Annotated in this window: 17 protein-coding genes; 8 read left to right on the top strand and 9 right to left on the bottom strand. The window is 46.0% G+C overall.

Annotated elements, in window-relative coordinates:
- Nucleotides 1-30 precede the first annotated feature (30 nt).
- The 3 genes from GWR21_RS05730 (at nucleotide 31) to GWR21_RS05720 (ending at nucleotide 2,953) form a co-directional block, all read left to right on the top strand.
- Nucleotides 31-822 (top strand): rhamnogalacturonan acetylesterase, encoded by a 792-nt coding sequence (locus tag GWR21_RS05730; protein WP_162330812.1) that lies wholly within the window; start codon nucleotides 31-33, stop codon nucleotides 820-822.
- Between the two features lie 55 nt (nucleotides 823-877).
- Nucleotides 878-1,957, top strand: coding sequence for a TlpA disulfide reductase family protein (locus GWR21_RS05725; RefSeq protein WP_162330811.1), 1,080 nt, complete (start codon nucleotides 878-880; stop codon nucleotides 1,955-1,957).
- Between the two features lie 132 nt (nucleotides 1,958-2,089).
- The gene (locus tag GWR21_RS05720; protein ID WP_162330810.1) at nucleotides 2,090-2,953 is read left to right on the top strand and encodes a YciI family protein; all 864 of its coding nucleotides are present in this window, start codon (nucleotides 2,090-2,092) and stop codon (nucleotides 2,951-2,953) included.
- Nucleotides 2,954-3,285: 332 nt separating this feature from the next.
- Here the strand turns inward: GWR21_RS05720 and GWR21_RS05715 are convergent, their stop codons facing one another.
- Nucleotides 3,286-3,576, bottom strand: a complete 291-nt coding sequence (locus GWR21_RS05715) for a hypothetical protein (protein WP_162330809.1) — start codon at nucleotides 3,574-3,576, stop codon at nucleotides 3,286-3,288.
- Nucleotides 3,577-3,889: 313 nt separating this feature from the next.
- On the opposite strand from GWR21_RS05715, the gene GWR21_RS05710 reads away from it, so the two are divergent.
- A complete protein-coding gene (locus tag GWR21_RS05710) occupies nucleotides 3,890-4,489 on the top strand; it encodes a class I SAM-dependent methyltransferase (RefSeq protein WP_162330808.1) in 600 nt (199 codons plus the stop codon).
- A 48-nt stretch (nucleotides 4,490-4,537) separates the two neighbouring features.
- Here the strand turns inward: GWR21_RS05710 and GWR21_RS05705 are convergent, their stop codons facing one another.
- From GWR21_RS05705 to GWR21_RS05695, 3 genes are all read right to left on the bottom strand, one after another.
- A complete protein-coding gene (locus GWR21_RS05705) occupies nucleotides 4,538-5,770 on the bottom strand; it encodes a cation:proton antiporter (RefSeq protein WP_162330807.1) in 1,233 nt (410 codons plus the stop codon).
- Between the two features lie 91 nt (nucleotides 5,771-5,861).
- Nucleotides 5,862-6,875, bottom strand: a complete 1,014-nt coding sequence (locus GWR21_RS05700) for a phosphotransferase family protein (RefSeq protein WP_162330806.1) — start codon at nucleotides 6,873-6,875, stop codon at nucleotides 5,862-5,864.
- A 72-nt stretch (nucleotides 6,876-6,947) separates the two neighbouring features.
- Nucleotides 6,948-7,103 carry a hypothetical protein gene (locus GWR21_RS05695; RefSeq protein ID WP_162330805.1) on the bottom strand — a complete coding sequence of 52 codons (156 nt, stop codon included), beginning with the start codon at nucleotides 7,101-7,103 and terminating at the stop codon, nucleotides 6,948-6,950.
- 261 nt (nucleotides 7,104-7,364) lie between these two features.
- On the opposite strand from GWR21_RS05695, the gene GWR21_RS05690 reads away from it, so the two are divergent.
- Nucleotides 7,365-8,279, top strand: coding sequence for a hypothetical protein (locus GWR21_RS05690; protein ID WP_162330804.1), 915 nt, complete (start codon nucleotides 7,365-7,367; stop codon nucleotides 8,277-8,279).
- A gap of 107 nt (nucleotides 8,280-8,386) precedes the next feature.
- On the opposite strand, the gene GWR21_RS05685 is transcribed toward GWR21_RS05690, so the two are convergent.
- Complete coding sequence (locus tag GWR21_RS05685) at nucleotides 8,387-8,863, bottom strand: hypothetical protein (RefSeq protein ID WP_162330803.1); 477 nt, start codon at nucleotides 8,861-8,863, stop codon at nucleotides 8,387-8,389.
- A 171-nt stretch (nucleotides 8,864-9,034) separates the two neighbouring features.
- Between GWR21_RS05685 and GWR21_RS05680 the strand changes: the two genes are divergently transcribed.
- Entirely contained in the window at nucleotides 9,035-9,970 is a 936-nt protein-coding gene (locus GWR21_RS05680; RefSeq protein ID WP_162330802.1) for a helix-turn-helix domain-containing protein, read from the top strand.
- A gap of 85 nt (nucleotides 9,971-10,055) precedes the next feature.
- The gene (locus tag GWR21_RS05675) at nucleotides 10,056-11,276 is read left to right on the top strand and encodes an MFS transporter (protein ID WP_162330801.1); all 1,221 of its coding nucleotides are present in this window, start codon (nucleotides 10,056-10,058) and stop codon (nucleotides 11,274-11,276) included.
- 319 nt (nucleotides 11,277-11,595) lie between these two features.
- Here GWR21_RS05675 and GWR21_RS05670 read toward each other — a convergent pair whose 3' ends face one another.
- Entirely contained in the window at nucleotides 11,596-13,770 is a 2,175-nt protein-coding gene (locus tag GWR21_RS05670) for a beta-1,3-glucanase family protein (RefSeq protein ID WP_162330800.1), read from the bottom strand.
- A 223-nt stretch (nucleotides 13,771-13,993) separates the two neighbouring features.
- Between GWR21_RS05670 and GWR21_RS05665 the strand changes: the two genes are divergently transcribed.
- Nucleotides 13,994-14,335, top strand: a complete 342-nt coding sequence (locus GWR21_RS05665; protein ID WP_162330799.1) for a hypothetical protein — start codon at nucleotides 13,994-13,996, stop codon at nucleotides 14,333-14,335.
- 7 nt (nucleotides 14,336-14,342) lie between these two features.
- On the opposite strand, the gene GWR21_RS05660 is transcribed toward GWR21_RS05665, so the two are convergent.
- Genes GWR21_RS05660 through GWR21_RS05650 form a run of 3 tightly spaced genes read right to left on the bottom strand, consistent with a single transcriptional unit; the run spans nucleotide 14,343 to nucleotide 15,848 of the window.
- Nucleotides 14,343-14,765, bottom strand: a complete 423-nt coding sequence (locus tag GWR21_RS05660; protein ID WP_162330798.1) for a GNAT family N-acetyltransferase — start codon at nucleotides 14,763-14,765, stop codon at nucleotides 14,343-14,345.
- A gap of 10 nt (nucleotides 14,766-14,775) precedes the next feature.
- Nucleotides 14,776-15,399, bottom strand: coding sequence for an FMN-dependent NADH-azoreductase (locus GWR21_RS05655; protein WP_162330797.1), 624 nt, complete (start codon nucleotides 15,397-15,399; stop codon nucleotides 14,776-14,778).
- A 5-nt stretch (nucleotides 15,400-15,404) separates the two neighbouring features.
- Entirely contained in the window at nucleotides 15,405-15,848 is a 444-nt protein-coding gene (locus GWR21_RS05650; protein WP_162330796.1) for a carboxymuconolactone decarboxylase family protein, read from the bottom strand.
- Nucleotides 15,849-15,917 lie beyond the last annotated feature (69 nt).

Here is a 15,917-nt window from a genome sequence, read left to right as displayed (position 1 = left end):
ATACCCTGATCATACTTAACCCGACCACATATGTATACCAAAATCACCCGGCTCATTACACTGCCGTTGTTCCTGCTGCTGTTATCCTCTTTTACCGCATTACTGGTACAGAAAAGAAAACCTGTATTATACATTATCGGCGATTCTACTGTCAGAAATGGGGATGGTACCGGAAAGAACCAGCAATGGGGCTGGGGCAGCATGATCGCCCCCTATTTTGATACTACCCGCATTAGCATACGCAATCATGCCATTGGTGGACGCAGTAGCCGTACTTTCATTACAGAAGGCCGATGGGAGGAAATACGCAAGACATTACAGCCGGGCGATTATGTGATCATGCAGTTTGGTCACAATGATGCCGGTGCGCTGGATGATACTGCACGTGCCCGTGGCTCTATCCGTGGTACAGGAGAGGAAACGAAAGATATCTACAATCCTGTCCGTAAGATGCCGGAGACCGTTCACACCTACGGCTGGTATATGCGTAATTATGCCAATGATGCAAAGGCAAAAGGTGCTGTCGCGATTATCTGTTCACCAGTACCGAGGAATAATTTTAAAGATGGAAAAGTGGAAAGAGCCGACAGTAGTTATGGCAAATGGGCCGCGGAGACAGCTGTTACCACACGTGCTTTTTTTATTCCGCTGAACACGATCATTGCCGAACAATATGAAGCATTAGGACCCGACCAGGTGAATGCATTTTTTCCGGGAGATCATACACATACCAATGAAGCAGGCGCGATACTGAATGCAAAGTCAGTGGTGAAAGGTCTGCAGGACCTGAGGCGCTGTCATTTGCGCAGGTACCTCCGGTAACGGCCGCCCTTGTCCCTTTGTATACAGGAATATTGATTCATCTATTCATATAACTATGCCCAGAATTTTGCTTATAGTACTATTGTTGTCCGCATTTTCTATCGTTGATGCGCAACAGAAAAAACAATACGTCATCAACGGAGAGATCAAAGGAGCCCCTGAAGGGGCGTCCATATATATACTTATCATGCCACCCGAAATATTCGATTCCTGTGTCGTAAAGGGCGAACAGTTTTCTTTTACAGGTACACTCATTCAACCGGCAGAAGCAATTATCTGGCCGGGGCCTATGAGCAGGATGAACGATAAGCGAGCCAGGTTACAGTGCTGGATAGATGAACAACCTGTCCATGTCAGCGGCAGCACGACAGATTTTGCCGCTGCTGAGATCCGGGGGGGACGGGCGGAAGCGGATTACCTGGATTATGTGAAAGGGCTGCCTGCTAACGATGATTCAATGCAAATGGCTTATCTGCTGGCATATGCTCACCGGCATCCTGATAACTACAAAGTGGCACAGGAGGTATTCTTTCACCGGCAATCATTCTCCCTGGATGTTATGAAGACGATATATAAAGGATATTCTGCCCGTATCAAACAATCTGTCTTTGGAGAAAGTACAGGTCAATACCTGTCTGCGGCAGAACAGTTGAAACCTGGTATTGCTGCACCCGCATTCACTTTGCCTGACATGCATAACAAGCCGACGGCATTGGCCGATTTTAAGGGAAAGTATGTGCTGTTAAATGTCTGGGCGAGCAGTTGTGGTCCCTGCAGGAGAAAAAATCCTTTACTGAATGAGGTGTATGAAAAATATAAACAGCATAATTTTGTGATCCTGGGTGTCGGTTTAGACCAGTATGACACTTTTGCCGCTGCTATCCGCAAAGACCAGGTGGAATGGCCTAACACCTACGATCCTTCACCCCTGAGTAGTAAGATGATGGCCAGCTATAATATTTCTACTATTCCCTATATGCTGCTGATCGATCCTGAGGGTAAGATACTGCTGATGAATCCCGGTATAGAAAAGACGGACCAGGGTTATATACTAACGGATGATAAGGGGAATATTTACGGGCGTATGGAAGATGTACTAAGTGGTGGCCAGGGTAAACTGACCCGACAGAGATAAAGGCTGTATCAGCTTCATGACAGCAGATAAATTTGGTATCTTTATAAGAAAGGTAGCATACCTTCTATCAGCAGTGAATGGTTCGTTACCGGATTGTCATGTTATCATCCCGTTATTGAAAAAATCAGCGCCATGAAACTCCTCCTTACTTACCTCATCCTCTTCATGGGTGAGCAGTCATTTGCACAATCCGCGTTTCCCGGCTTTTTACAGGGCACCTGGAAAGTGGAGCATAAAGAGATCTATGAGCACTGGGATAGTCTCAATGACGGTAACCTTAAAGGTTTTTCCTATTTCCTGAAGGATGGGCAGATGACGGTATCTGAATACCTGGACATCACCCGTAAGGGGAGCAACATAGTTTATACAGCGAGTGTGGTTCGCCAGAACGGCGGAAAGGCAGTGTCATTTAAGCTGACCCAATCGGCCGGCGCCCTGACGTTTGAGAATCCTGCACATGATTTCCCTAAAAAAGTGGTCTACAAAAAAATGACAGATCAGGAACTGGAGGTCACTATTTCTGATGGCAAGGCGAAGTCTGAGACATTCAGGATGTTTAAGCAAGGGCGAGGGCAGTCAGCAGCAGATACTGCAAATGGGAATCCCAGTTATGATCAGGCCCTCGCAAAGAAACTTGGTGCTGATGAATACGGAATGAGATCCTATACACTGGTGATCCTTAAAACAGGTAGCAGTCAGACAACGGATAAGCAGGTCATTCAGGAGCTATTCCGGGGGCATATGGACAATATTAACCGGCTTGTGAAGGAAGGGAAACTGATCGTGGCAGGTCCTTTAGGAAGGAATGATAAGACCTACAGAGGCATTTTTATCCTCAAAGACGTCGGAACGGCAGATGAGGCAAGGTTACTGCTACAAACAGATCCTGCGGTCAAAGGAGGGTTGCTGGATATTGAACTATATAACTGGTATGGCTCGGCAGCGCTGCCGGAATACCTGCCTTTTTCTGAGAAGATCTGGAAGGTACAGCATTAATTGCTGACGATATGGTAACAAAACCGGAATGTGTCGCAACGTTCCGGTTTTCTTTTATCTGTGTGCGTCATTTAGCGGAGTGAGGCGAAAGCCGCACATGATGACGCAAAGGTAAAATTCGGTGCTGGCGGATAGAGAAAATGTAAGGCTTTCAGTTGTACCAAATAGATCACAGGATGGACATTTTCAGGTGCGAACATTTCTATGCACAGATGGCTTCATGGGATGTCACAAAAACGTTAACACTGTTATAAAAAAGTAACCGGTCTTTGCGGATCGATAAACCGCAAAGACCGGCAGTTCTGAAAAAAGGATAAGGAATGCATTCATCTTTAATTACCGGCGAATGGCGTCCCGAAGATACCTACAGCCAGTTCCGCCCAGACGAGGAAAAGAACCAGTATTGCGCCTGCGCAGAGGGCAATACGATAGGAGGTTTGCTTCACTTTACTCAGGATCAGTTCCACAATAAGGCCGGTACCGAACAACAGGAAACCAGCTACCAGGAAGTCAAATGGGGACCATTTTACTTCACTGGTGAACTGCATAGCCACCAGGGGGAGGAGTAACAGTGCTCCTGCGGTGAACAGGATACCCGTCAGTCTTTTGTTTGCCACGATCATAGTACATTGTTTAAATGGAGTTATCTATCCACCTGCATCGTTGCCCGAGCAGGTGATTTTGATTTAGTTACTGTGCGATTAAAGTGCTTTGTAGTTCAAAGTAAGTGTATATTTATCAAATCAGCAAAACAATTTTCACCCCGGGACCTGGCATTGGGGTGCTGACAGGTCTATTTTTCTGTAAATAGCAGGAACAGATAGTTAAGTAGAGATTTAAAGCCCTGTTAAGGCGTTAGTGGCAATTGAGCAATCTCTATCCTCATTCGCCGCAGATAGGCGTCTCTGAAGGCTTTCCCGCGATTAGCAGGGTAATGTGGGCGATGGCCATAATGCCGGCGGTAATGCTTACCTTTGTCCGCTTAGCATTATGGATAACAGGACACTTTGGAATGAGCGATATACGAAAGGATTACCATCATTGGAAATACCGGACCCGTTTTTTGTCAGTATGTACGAGGAACATATCCGCAGGGAGTTCCTGCAAGGCCGGCATGCGCTGGACCTTGCTGCCGGCACCGGCAGACATACACTCTTACTGGCAGATGATGACTGGCAGGTGAGCGCTGTAGATATCTCAGACGTAGCCATCGCCCAACTGAAAGTGGCCACAGCGGGTAAACGTGTAGTGCCCGTCTGCTCTGATCTGGCAGCTTATTCTTTACCGGTAGCCACGTTTGACCTGATTGTTTTGTACTATCACTTTGACCGTTCGCTGTTTGAAGGTGTGGTAAATGCATTAAAGCCCGGCGGCCTGCTCATTAGTAAACAGGCTGTTGGAAAGCCTATCAATCCGGCTGCTTTACAGGAAGGAGAGTTGTTGCAGCTTACAAGGGGACTGGATACGGTTTTTTATGCGGAGCGACCTGTTAAAGACAGGGGAGTGGTGGAATACCTGGGAAGGAAAAGGAAATAAATTAAAAAGCCCGCCGGACAAACTAACGGTCCGACGGGCTTTTTGTTATTAATTCACAAATCTGTTTACGACCCTGTTCAGTGTTAATCCCTGTACAATCACCGAGAATACCACGATAATATAACTGGCCGACAGAATGAGCTCTTTATAGGGAGAATCAGGCAATGACAGCGCCAGCGCTACCGATATACCTCCTCTTAATCCTGCCCACACAAGTATCGCTGTTGTGTTGAACGATGTCTTCAGTGAACGGCGTAATGCCAGCGCAGGTACTGCAATACTGACACCTCTTGCGATCAGCACGAACAATACGGATAACATCCCGATAAACCAGTAGTTGCCAATGAACGGCAGTACAACGATCTGTAATCCGATCATTACGAACAGGATGATATTAAGCAGTTCATCGATCAGCTCCCAGAACTGATGCAGGTACTTCTGCAGTCCCACATTACTTTTCGCGCCAATAGAAGAATTACCAAGTATTAAGCCCGCCGCTACTGCTGCCAGAGGTACGGAAACATGAAGCATACTACCCACTACAGAAATAGCCATTACCATAGATATCGACACCAGTATCGCGGTCTGGAATTCCTGGATCTTTTTCGTCAGGTAACCGGTAATAAAGGCGACCACAGTACCCAGTGCAAGACCGCCGAATACTTCAACTGCGAATAGTTCCAGCGCGTGTCCCAGTGAAAAGGACGCTTCCTGTGCTGCAACCTCGCCGATCGTGACGAACAGGATCAGGCCCACCCCGTCATTTAACAGGGACTCACCAGAGATAATAGTTTCAAGTGAAGCAGGGATCCTCGATTTCTTCAATACCGACATTACTGCCACCGGGTCTGTTGGTGAGATCAGGGCACCAAACAGGAAACAGTATACAAGTGGAAGATCTATTCCGAGTAAGGTAGTAGTAATATCAAGCAGGAAACCAAATATAAGCGTCGAACCCACCACTCCTATCGTACTTAGCACCAGTACCGGTCTACGTTGTTCCCGTAACTTTTTATATTCAAAGTGAAATGCGCTGGCAAATAGCAGGAATGCCAGCATAACATCCAGCAGTGTTTTTGTAAAGTCAATACTACTTGTTAGTTCACGTATGAAGTTGAATGCAACGGGAAATGCCTTACCTGTAACCAGTATAAATACGGAAAGCAGAATGGACACGAACATTACGCCGATCGCACCAGGTAGTTTTATGAATCTTAAATTAAGGTATGAAATCAATGCACTGATCGTGATTAGAGCCGTAATGAGTGTAAATGTATCCATGCTGTTAGTCGTTTGGTGAAGCGGTGAATATACGAAACTATAAGCACTTTCTTATCATGATGTACGCAGGAAAACAGCTCTTCTTACCTGTTTATTTGCTATTCAGTTGCACCATATATTGTGCGAACTCCGCAGCCCGCATCTGCTGTAAAGCCTCATTCATCAATGCTTTTCCATACATGAACTGTCCTTCGTAAGTAGCCAGTGAGAGTTTTCCCGTACCCAGTAGTGGTCCCACTTCCTTTAATGTCACTCCTTCCATCTGCTGATCATGATCGTAATCTGATGGCTTGCCCTGTGCCGCCAGCTGCAGCATTAACAGGGAATAAATAATACGGCTGATCTGTCGCATCACTTTAAACCGCGCAAACTGATAGTCAGTTGTTGCACATTCAAAATACTCATTCAGCAGGGCTTTCTCCTGTTCCGGTGTATGCACAAAGAAATTGGCGGCACCTGCAAGATCTGCATATCTGTCATTGAGAAATGAAGCATCCCAGTCAATAAAGCGGATATTTTCTCCGTCGCAAAGGATATTTGTCGGATTAAGATCATTGTGACTAAACACATGATCCGTACCCCATGGATATATCTCTCTTACCTGCGCATATCTGTTCAGACATTCATCTGGTATGGCACCGGATAATACTTTTCTCTGACGAAAATCCTGCAGCAGCTGATCAATGAACGTTTTCATATCATTTCCGGGTGTGCTGTAAGGAATGGCATGGGTTACCTTTATGGCAGCACCGAGTTTTACCGCCAGTACCTCTCCGGTGAAAATGCTGCGTATTGGTTTGTTCTCGATAAACTCACTGATGATGATCCCTTCCTGAGCGTTCCTGTAATATACTTGTGGCGCTATGCCTGCAGCTGCTGCCAGCATTGCTTTTTCTGAGCCTGATGTGGTGCCTCCGGTGTCTGTGACTTCCAGTTTAAGTACGTAGGCACGATCTTCAACGATCAATTTATATACGGTGGCAGCAGATAGTCCTCCTGTCAGTAATGTAATGGCTGTTGGTGTGGTTGTGAAGGCGGTTGCCAGTGCTGTCTCTACAGCTGCTGAACGGTGTGATGGGAAGAGCGCAGGATAATTAAGTGACATAGATATTGATGTTGTTGAATGATGTTGACATGTTTAGATGGAATATGATAATTCCAGTTTGTTTGTCCCCGGTTATGCAGCTGCTGCATGACTCCTTTCGAAATATGATAAGGCACCTGCCTCTTCCATCGCGGACTGATCATCTAATGCATCGTTTGCTTCACAGGAGGCGGTCAGCACGGTGAGATTATATGCATTGGAAAAACTTATCCTGATCTGAGCGGCCATATGTTTTGTTTAAAGCTCACTTTCGGGTGAGTTATTGCCGGCCATATACCGGGGGCAAATTTGCGAAAACAAATGTAATGAATAACAGAAAGATCAGCGTCGTAATAATCGGTATGTTCTTTCTCTAAATAGCAGCGGGCAAAGGGCGGCAGGTAAAAAATCTGAGTTACCGGTATTTTTCTGCCTGCCGCCTTTTATAAATTCGTATCTTGTTCAGGTAACACCCATTCACCCCTTTACACCCCTCAACAAATACAACTTATGGCACACCTCTTTGAATTCCGGAATCAGATAGTGAACGTAGATGGTAAACAGCGTTTGCAATACTTCGCAAAATTAAACGGACCGGAAGAAGATGAATTCTATCTTGGATTTAATGCCAAGTATAAAAACAATATCGGCATCGCGCGTTATGCCAGAAAAGGGGACCTGCAGCAATACAACCCTGATGACTACAGCGGTAAATACGGCTTCTGGTCAACGTTTATTTATCCCACTTCTACGGTGGAAAGCAGTAACTCCTTTCTTTGCACGAATACATACGACCGTGCGTTCTTTACCTTTACTTTCCTGCAGTTCGCCGCACATGTCCCTAACGGAGATTTTGTATGCTTCCTGCGGGAGATGCTGCAGCTACCCCAGGCAGCTGACTATTTCCCCAGACTTAAATTAATCAACGGCCGTATTTATTATCAGCCTGCTCAGGGTAAACCTTCACCGCTGGAATCAGATACCTCGACACAGCAATTAATGGAATACCTGAACCCCAGTGTACTGCAGATAGAAGAGCAGGAGTTGCTTTGCTGTGCAAGACTCGTTCACTGGACTTTATATCATGCAGAGGCGAGGGAAATGCAGGTGAAACATGGTATAGCGCTGTTTCAGAAAAACATGCCGGTTTATGATAGGAAATTCGGATTGAACGGTTATCCTGCCAGTGTATGCCTGATGATATGTGATATACTACACCAGGGAAGAGGTAAGGTGAACGAGATCAAAAGTGCTATTGATACTGGTAAGAATTATCAGAAGGCCTTTAATAACCTTTGCCAGATCGGTCTCAGTAATTACGGGAGCCGTATCACTGGATTGAAGAAGGTGGTAGGAGAGCTGACGGAAGCAGGGAAATTAAACATGGTGTATGATAGCAACAGTAAGAATTTTATACCAGCGTGATGTAAGGGTAATAAAATTGCTTACGCTATAAAGACCGTAACGGGCATTTACATGATCGCTTGTTCACACAGGTGCTCTACACGTCAATGCCCGCTTCTTTAGACAAATCAATTACCGCTACCGCGTATAGCTTCTACTTCCCACTGATATTTTCTTTTAAACAATCCTATCCAGAAGGGCACAAAAAGCATACAGATGAAACCCATACCAAGACCAGGTAAGCCGTAAGCTAACAAAGACGCCAACACAAGAAATCCCCAGAATATTGACGAGATCATGTTAAACAGAATAGCCCGCCTTCTTTCTAACCATACTACCAATCCCATCATAGTGACGAAGGCAGCAGGCAAATAAGTACCAATAGTATATCCGACATTAGCGCCGGACGGTCTTTCCGCATAATTGGCCAGGCTATCATCAGGAGGAGAAGCTGGCGCCATGAGTGCAGTCCAGATGAAAAAGATAATGCCCAGACCGATAACACACAATGTATATGTCCTCAGCCACTTAGGCAGAATATCACGGCGACGGGGAGGGTTTTCGGCTTCAAAAGCCGCATCAAAGATAGTAGAATGCTGATCCATTGTTTTTAATGTATTTTGCAATTTATATATATTTTCAGGTAAAACCGAATTTTCATATACAGTTGCCGTAACACTGTTAGTGCTGCCGGCTTGTCAGACTTCTGTCAATAGGTGAACAGGACCCACTACCTCCCTGTATATAAACAGCATCTTTTTCGTTAATTTTGTTATATGAGCCAGCAGTTGGAGACGTTAACGGATTTTTACCGGGAAAGGTCCTTTATAAGCTTCCCTTTCAGCACAGAAGATCTTGGCAAGGGAAAGTCTCATTTTAATGTAAATACCCGCAAATATTGCAATTTTAAGACGCCTTACAACAGGAGGGACTTCTATAAGATCACACTCATCTACGGCAAAGGCGAATTGAACTACGGAGGTAATTCAATTATCATTGACCGGCCGGCCATATTATTACCATGCCCCTCAGTTCCTTATTCCTGGACCTGTCTTTCCGGAGAGCAGGATGGCTATTACTGCCTCTTTAACCAGGAGTTTTTCAACGAGCATTACCAGTTTGATATATTTAAGCGATCTCCGTTATTTAAGCCATGGAGTGAGCCCGTAATCTTCCTGGATGAAAAGCAGCGGGCTTTGCTGCATGGTTATTTTGAGCAGATGATGGAGATGGCGCATAGTGAATACCCCTATAAGTATGAGGCACTGCGCAACCTGGTATGCCTGGTCATGCATTCCTTCCTGGTAGACAATGCTGTGGCGCAGTCTCAGTCCCAGGGCAATGAGCTCTCCGCCTCCTCCCGCTTACTGAAATCATTTGACGAGCTGTTACATCAGCAGTTTCCACTGGACTCTCCGGCTGACCCGTTAACGATGAGGACGCCTGCGGATTTTGCCAGCGCATTGAATGTGCATGTGAATCACCTGAACCATGTGGTGAAGAGTATTACGGGACAAACCACCACCACCATTATCAAAAGCCGTATTCTCGAAGAGGCAAAGACGTTACTGCTTAACACGCAATGGGACATCTCCCAGGTGGGCTATTGTCTTGGTTTTGAAGATCCTGCGCATTTTAACAACTTCTTTAAGAAGGCAGCAGGCATGACGCCCTTGCAGTTCAGACATACCAGATTGATGCCGGTTATTTGATTTTTGCAATTATTCGTTTGAATTAGTAAACGGTGGTTTTAGACGGCTGTTCTAATTTTGTTGCATAATTCTAAGGATTCATAGTATGTTACAAAGTGCAACAGCAAGAAGAAAGAAGATCGCGACCATTCTGGCGTTTATTTCAATTCCGCTATCGGGATTTGTTACAGATATTTATTTGCCCTCTTTCCCATCCATGGCCAAAGAGCTGAAGGCGGAAGAAAGTAGTATACAGCTTACCCTCACCTGTTTCTTTATAAGTTATGGTATCTCCCAGTTACTGGTTGGTAGCTTACTGGACAGTATAGGCCGTTTTAAGCCCGCTATGTACGCTTTAGGTGCGCTGATCACCACATCGGTGCTGATAGGCTTTACCGGCAATATACAGTTGATTTGTCTGCTAAGGGTACTACAGGGTATCGCAGTTGCCTTCGTGGTGATATCCAAACGTGCATTCTTCGTGGATATGTACAGCGGAGATAAGCTGAAGAACTACCTGAGCTACTTTACCATCATATGGTCCTGCGGACCGATCATAGCGCCCTTTCTGGGTGGTTACCTGCAAAAGTACTTCCACTGGCAGGCCAACTTCTGGTTCCTGGCTGTATACGCGGTGTTAATGCTGATATTCGAACTGATATATAGTGGAGAGACGATTGCCGAGCGTAAGCCGTTTGATATGGGCAGAATAAAGAGCAACTATGGCATGGCGCTGGGGAATCTCAATTTCGTACTCGGCATCATCACCCTGGGACTGGCCTACTCTGTCGTAATGGTATTTAACGTAGGTGGCCCGTTCGTTATCGAGAATGGCTTCCATTTCAATTCAATCGTAACCGGTTACTGTACTTTAATACTCGGTTTCTCCTGGATGATCGGTGGTATTATAGGCAAGCGTATGATAGGTGTCGACTTCGCGCGTAAGATCACGATCGCCTGTTCACTACAGCTGTTACTGATCGTTGTGCTGATGTTTGTAGGATATCAGTACCCTGTACTGTGGTGTTTTATGTTCTTTGCCTTTATCATCCATATCTGTTCGGGTTTCCTGTATAATGTACACTTTACGGACAGCATGTTATTCTTTCCGCAACATGCAGGTATGACAGCTGGTCTCCTCGGCGGACTGGTATATGTGATCACGTCGTTTTCCAGCTTTATCTTGTCGCAGACAGGCAGAATGGGCACACATCATGATATCGTGATCCGTTACCTGGTGATATCGATGATCCTGAGTGCGATTGTGTGGTTTGCGGTGAGCAGAAGGAAAGCAGCGGCAAGGGTAGCGGGAGCGGTGGCTGCCTAGTGGTATCATACAGTGCTTTACCTGCAATAAAAATGGCCCCGGCAGTCGATCCGGGGCCTTTCGCTGTATACAGGAACCGCCCGTTATTTTTTCTTTTTCCCGAGTGCATTAATATACTCGATAATAGGGATGTCTAATCTAAGGTTGTACATAATATTACATAATTTCCTTACCTAGTCTCTTAGTGCAGCGACTTCTCCTGTCTTATCCAATTTTATTTTTCGCAGGTAGGCATTGTCTTCCTTATACCAGCTTTAGACATCATTTTCTTCATCAAACGCTATATGAGCGTGCCTGCCGTTTTAAGCCATTGCCAATGCTATTGTTTGAATATCTTCACTTTTTTCTGTGAGCCATCTTTATGCTCGATCGTAATAATATAAATACCCGGTACAAGCTTGCTCACACCAATAGTATTAGCTGGATTTTTTACCTTTAATACTTCATGCCCACTCACGTCATAAATGCCGAGCGCTTTTATTTTTTCATTCCCTTTGATGTACAGCTGCTCATGTACAGGATTAGGTGTCAGCAGCACGGAATTGTCAGCCGCTGCTTTTGATGGCTGTACTGCAACACGTGCACCTGACGCACTGGTGATGCTGAAGTAGTTGAGATTGAATCCACCGGTAGTGGTGGCAATACCCACACTGTAGGTACCCGCAGGCAGCGTAACTGTATGAGACGCGTTGCCCCAGATTTGCCAGCCGCCTGTATTTGGAAGTGTGACGGTGCCCAGTTGCGTGGTACCGGCATCTTTTTCCAGTCGGAGGGATGTATTGCTGTTCGGTGTAGCTACGCGGTAACTGATCACATAGGTACCTGTCGTGGGAATGGTGATATCATACGCCATCCAGTCGCCGGCTTCGATCCAGCCTACGTTTTGTCCGCCGCCGGCGTCTGTAGTAGCTTCCACATCGACACCCGACATATAGGTATAGTTCTCTGCCTGAATAACAGTGGAGGAAGATGTACGCTCTACCTTTAATGATGTGGTAAGATCGTTCCAGCTATTGTCTACCAGACAGGCATCATCTTCTGTGAGCACAAGCGATGCACCGGTGAAGTTATCATTCTGATAAAGGGTCACTTTGTATCCTGCCGTTACCTTCAGTGAAGAGATATCATCATTGAGGATGCCCAGGGCATTCAGCTGGCTCAGTGTATAGGTGCCAGGGTTCAGTGCAACGGCATAACCGGTATAGTTACAGTCTTTGTAGACGGTTACCGGGCCTGTGGGTGTTGCTCCTGCAAAGCCGCCGATGGTAACGGTTGCCCTGATCGGAGAGGAGGCATTCACTGTAGAGGAATGATCATATACGTCATCGTAACAAAAGCCATATGCCAGACCGTTTAAACTGATGTCACTGCGATGCCAGAACTTACTGTACCAGTTGTAGGGAGAGGTCTGATAATACTTTGATGCAGTGCCCAGGTCCTGTGTAACACCCGTTGACAGTGTCAGGTCAATAGCATGTCGGTTAATCGCCGCACATAGCTGTGCCTGAACCACTTTATCCAATGGTCCGCCGCTGGCCAGTACACCACTGCCTTCCATAGCTTCAGTATTGGTAGGTTTACGGGCGATGGTGCCGGTTTTTCCGTCGGACGCCCTGGTAAAGGTGAACACGCTACCAGTTACACGGCCTCTCCATACACCGGCATCACCGGCATTGAATACCAGGTCACCGCTTTGGTACTTTGACCAGATCGCATCGATGTAGGCACCGAAGTAGTTTGCCTGTGCACCGCTCATGAAAGCGCTCGTTTTCGAAGGGAACTTAATAATGCCGTTGGCAGACTCATAACAGCCTGCAAAGTCCGCAGGGGCTGTCGACTGCCACAAGGAGAGGATCTGGCTGTGGGGAATGAACTCGCCCACTTTTTTGTAGAAATTGCCATTGCCCCATACCTCAAGCCCCATAGGATACTGGTAACTGTCTACACGGGTCGTGTTTGCCCAGAGTCCGTTGGGGGCATTGGCCAGCTCAATGGTTTCGAACCGGATACCCTGATTGGGATCGGTAGGATTGGCCAGGTTAGGTGCTGCATACCCACTGGGCGCACCGGATGCACCGAAGAAGTAAAGAAACAGCTGTGAGTTGAAAGAGATCAGGATACGGCAGCCTTCAATACCGGGGATACTGATCGTTTTACCGGGGATCTCACTCAACCGGGCAAAACAGTTCGCGTACAAACCATTACCGCCGGGCCCCATATTACCATTGATAACGGGACCGGGTACGGTGTTGTTAGCGGCATTCATCAGATTGACCGCGCCTGTTTTCGGATTGATCCAGACGTGGTTATCATTGATGATACCGACTACCGCGACATAAACATTGGCATCTGCATATACAGAGTTGTTAGACAATGTAAATGGGACTGCGGATTGTGCCTGTACCTGACTATTAGCTGATACGGCTAAAGAGAGCACCAGGACCAGATGGGCACAATAGGCCCTGACGAGGGAAAAGAAAGGTCTGACTTTCATAGATGATGGGTTTTTCGATTAACAAAGATCTACACTAATGTAGCTGAATTTCCGTGTTTATGATGGCTGGATTATTGTCTGGACACCATTTTTACAGGCAGTTGTCCAATATCTACGGAATGGGGAGTGATAATACTTCAGTGATAATTAAGGGGTCATTGTCTGTCAGCCGCCTGCAAATGGACTTGTACAGCTACTCTATTATAGTGAGTATTTGCGGTAAATGAAAATTGCTGATCTCCTGGAAAGAAGTAATAACTTCGTACGTATAATATTCTATTCATTGAAACAGGTTATCTTTATTCCTTTACTGCTCTTAATATCTTCCGTGCAGGCACAGCGGCGCTTTTCTCCTGACAACTTTAACCGTCAGGTGAAGTATAACGATAGTTGCCAGAGGAATACGAATTATCCTCTGGCAAAAAGAATGAAAAAATTTCCTTTTAATAAGGCCGCGTCCATACAACTGATTTCATTTGATGGACTGGTATCAGTTACTGACAGTGGTACTATTAAGATCACCAGTCAGGATCCCGCGTTGTGCGGGCGTGACATTTGGTATTGAAGGTAACTCAGACCGAATAGGCGAAATGGAGGCAGTTAAGGATGAATCCCTGATTGAGATATAAGCGGTGAGCTGGATTCAGCTGATAGCCACTGTCAAGGTGTACCTGCTTAACCTGATTCGCTTCTGCTATTCGCCTGATATGAGCAAGCAATTGTATCGCATAGCCTTTTCCTCGGTATTCAGGTAATACAAACAGATCGTCAATGTAGATGGTCTTGCCGGTACGTAGCATATTGATGTATCTGTATCCCACAATGCCTGCGGCAGACCCGTTATCTCCACTTATGAATGCCAGCTGATAGCCATCATTGATGACAGCCTCCATGGTATCCAGGTAATGCGCTGGTTCCAGGTGTGTACGGAATGCCAGTAATGCCTGCTGACAGCTGATCAGATCTTCCTGTGTCGTCGCCGTTCTTATTTCCATGTGGCCCTGTTTAAATTGTTTGCACAATATGGGAGATGCGTACTCTCGCATTTTCAATAGCCTGTATCCTGGCTTCCTGACCTGAAAATTGTGTCGGAGACACATTAATAAACGTCAGGTTGTCCAGTCCGAGAAAGCCGAATACCTTTTCCAGGTAGGGCTGTAGCTGATCCATGCCGTTGGCCAGCATATGGCCGTCATTGAAATCTGCACCCCGGGAGCTAATGATATAGACCTTTTTGTTTTTTAGTAATCCTTCGTAGTGGTTATCCTGCTTTCTGAATGTCCTGTTGATACGTACGATATTGTCAATAAAGACTTTGACGTTGGACGGAACAGAAAAGTTATACATGGGCATACCTATCACGTAGATGTCTGCCTGGTGTAATCGGTCTACCAGCGCCTCTGATTCTTCCAGTGCTGCTTCCATTTCAGGTGTCCTGTCTTCCGCCAGGGTGTAGTTACCTTGTACGAACAGGGCTGATGGGTGAGAGGGAGTATTGACAGATAGATCCAGGTAGTCTACCGGTAGTTCACCGAACCTGGATTGTAGTGAGTGCATAAAGAAGGCAGAGAGTTCTTTTGATACGGAACGTTCGCCACGAATGCTGCTGTCGATATGTAATACTTTCATAAAGATCAGAATTTTGGTTGCAGCTGGAAGGATACACCCACTCTGTTCCACGCATTAATGATGGTAGCTGCCACGATCAGGTTCGCGGTGTATGCTTCTCCGAAGGTAGTTTTGCAGCTGTCATACAACTCATCTTCGATGCCATGTTCATGTATGAACGTGACTGCCTTTGTTAGTCTTAGGATCAGTTGTTCCTCTGCGCTGAAATGTTTGGTGGCTTCCAGCCATACAGGGATCAGCATGATCTTCCTGCCGGGGATACCCAGTTCCAGTGCATCCTGCGTATGTTTGTCCACACAGAACGCGCAACCGTTGAAGAGAGAGGCGCTGATCTTGATCAGTTCATGGTGCCATTTATCTATGCCAGACTCGTTTATTGCTTTATCAAGGTCAACCATTTTTTTATGCAGGTCTGGCTGATTGACGCTGAGAAATGTTCTTGTTCCCATTGTTATGTATTTGATAATGTAAAGGTATTCAGTGATTGTACTACCTTAGTGATACAGTTTTGATTAATT

It is taken from the genome of Chitinophaga agri (assembly GCF_010093065.1).
GTDB lineage: Bacteria > Bacteroidota > Bacteroidia > Chitinophagales > Chitinophagaceae > Chitinophaga > Chitinophaga agri.
This window is presented reverse-complemented; position numbering and strand designations above follow the sequence as displayed.

Coding starts and splice junctions, on each gene's coding strand:
- GWR21_RS05730 (WP_162330812.1), top strand. CDS start 31: ATGTATACCAAAATCACCCGGCTCATTACACTGCCGTTGTTCCTGCTG.
- GWR21_RS05725 (WP_162330811.1), top strand. CDS start 878: ATGCCCAGAATTTTGCTTATAGTACTATTGTTGTCCGCATTTTCTATC.
- GWR21_RS05720 (WP_162330810.1), top strand. CDS start 2,090: ATGAAACTCCTCCTTACTTACCTCATCCTCTTCATGGGTGAGCAGTCA.
- GWR21_RS05715 (WP_162330809.1), bottom strand. CDS start 3,576: ATGATCGTGGCAAACAAAAGACTGACGGGTATCCTGTTCACCGCAGGA.
- GWR21_RS05705 (WP_162330807.1), bottom strand. CDS start 5,770: ATGGATACATTTACACTCATTACGGCTCTAATCACGATCAGTGCATTG.
- GWR21_RS05700 (WP_162330806.1), bottom strand. CDS start 6,875: ATGTCACTTAATTATCCTGCGCTCTTCCCATCACACCGTTCAGCAGCT.
- GWR21_RS05695 (WP_162330805.1), bottom strand. CDS start 7,103: ATGGCCGCTCAGATCAGGATAAGTTTTTCCAATGCATATAATCTCACC.
- GWR21_RS05690 (WP_162330804.1), top strand. CDS start 7,365: ATGGCACACCTCTTTGAATTCCGGAATCAGATAGTGAACGTAGATGGT.
- GWR21_RS05685 (WP_162330803.1), bottom strand. CDS start 8,863: ATGGATCAGCATTCTACTATCTTTGATGCGGCTTTTGAAGCCGAAAAC.
- GWR21_RS05680 (WP_162330802.1), top strand. CDS start 9,035: ATGAGCCAGCAGTTGGAGACGTTAACGGATTTTTACCGGGAAAGGTCC.
- GWR21_RS05675 (WP_162330801.1), top strand. CDS start 10,056: ATGTTACAAAGTGCAACAGCAAGAAGAAAGAAGATCGCGACCATTCTG.
- GWR21_RS05670 (WP_162330800.1), bottom strand. CDS start 13,770: ATGAAAGTCAGACCTTTCTTTTCCCTCGTCAGGGCCTATTGTGCCCAT.
- GWR21_RS05665 (WP_162330799.1), top strand. CDS start 13,994: ATGAAAATTGCTGATCTCCTGGAAAGAAGTAATAACTTCGTACGTATA.
- GWR21_RS05660 (WP_162330798.1), bottom strand. CDS start 14,765: ATGGAAATAAGAACGGCGACGACACAGGAAGATCTGATCAGCTGTCAG.
- GWR21_RS05655 (WP_162330797.1), bottom strand. CDS start 15,399: ATGAAAGTATTACATATCGACAGCAGCATTCGTGGCGAACGTTCCGTA.
- GWR21_RS05650 (WP_162330796.1), bottom strand. CDS start 15,848: ATGGGAACAAGAACATTTCTCAGCGTCAATCAGCCAGACCTGCATAAA.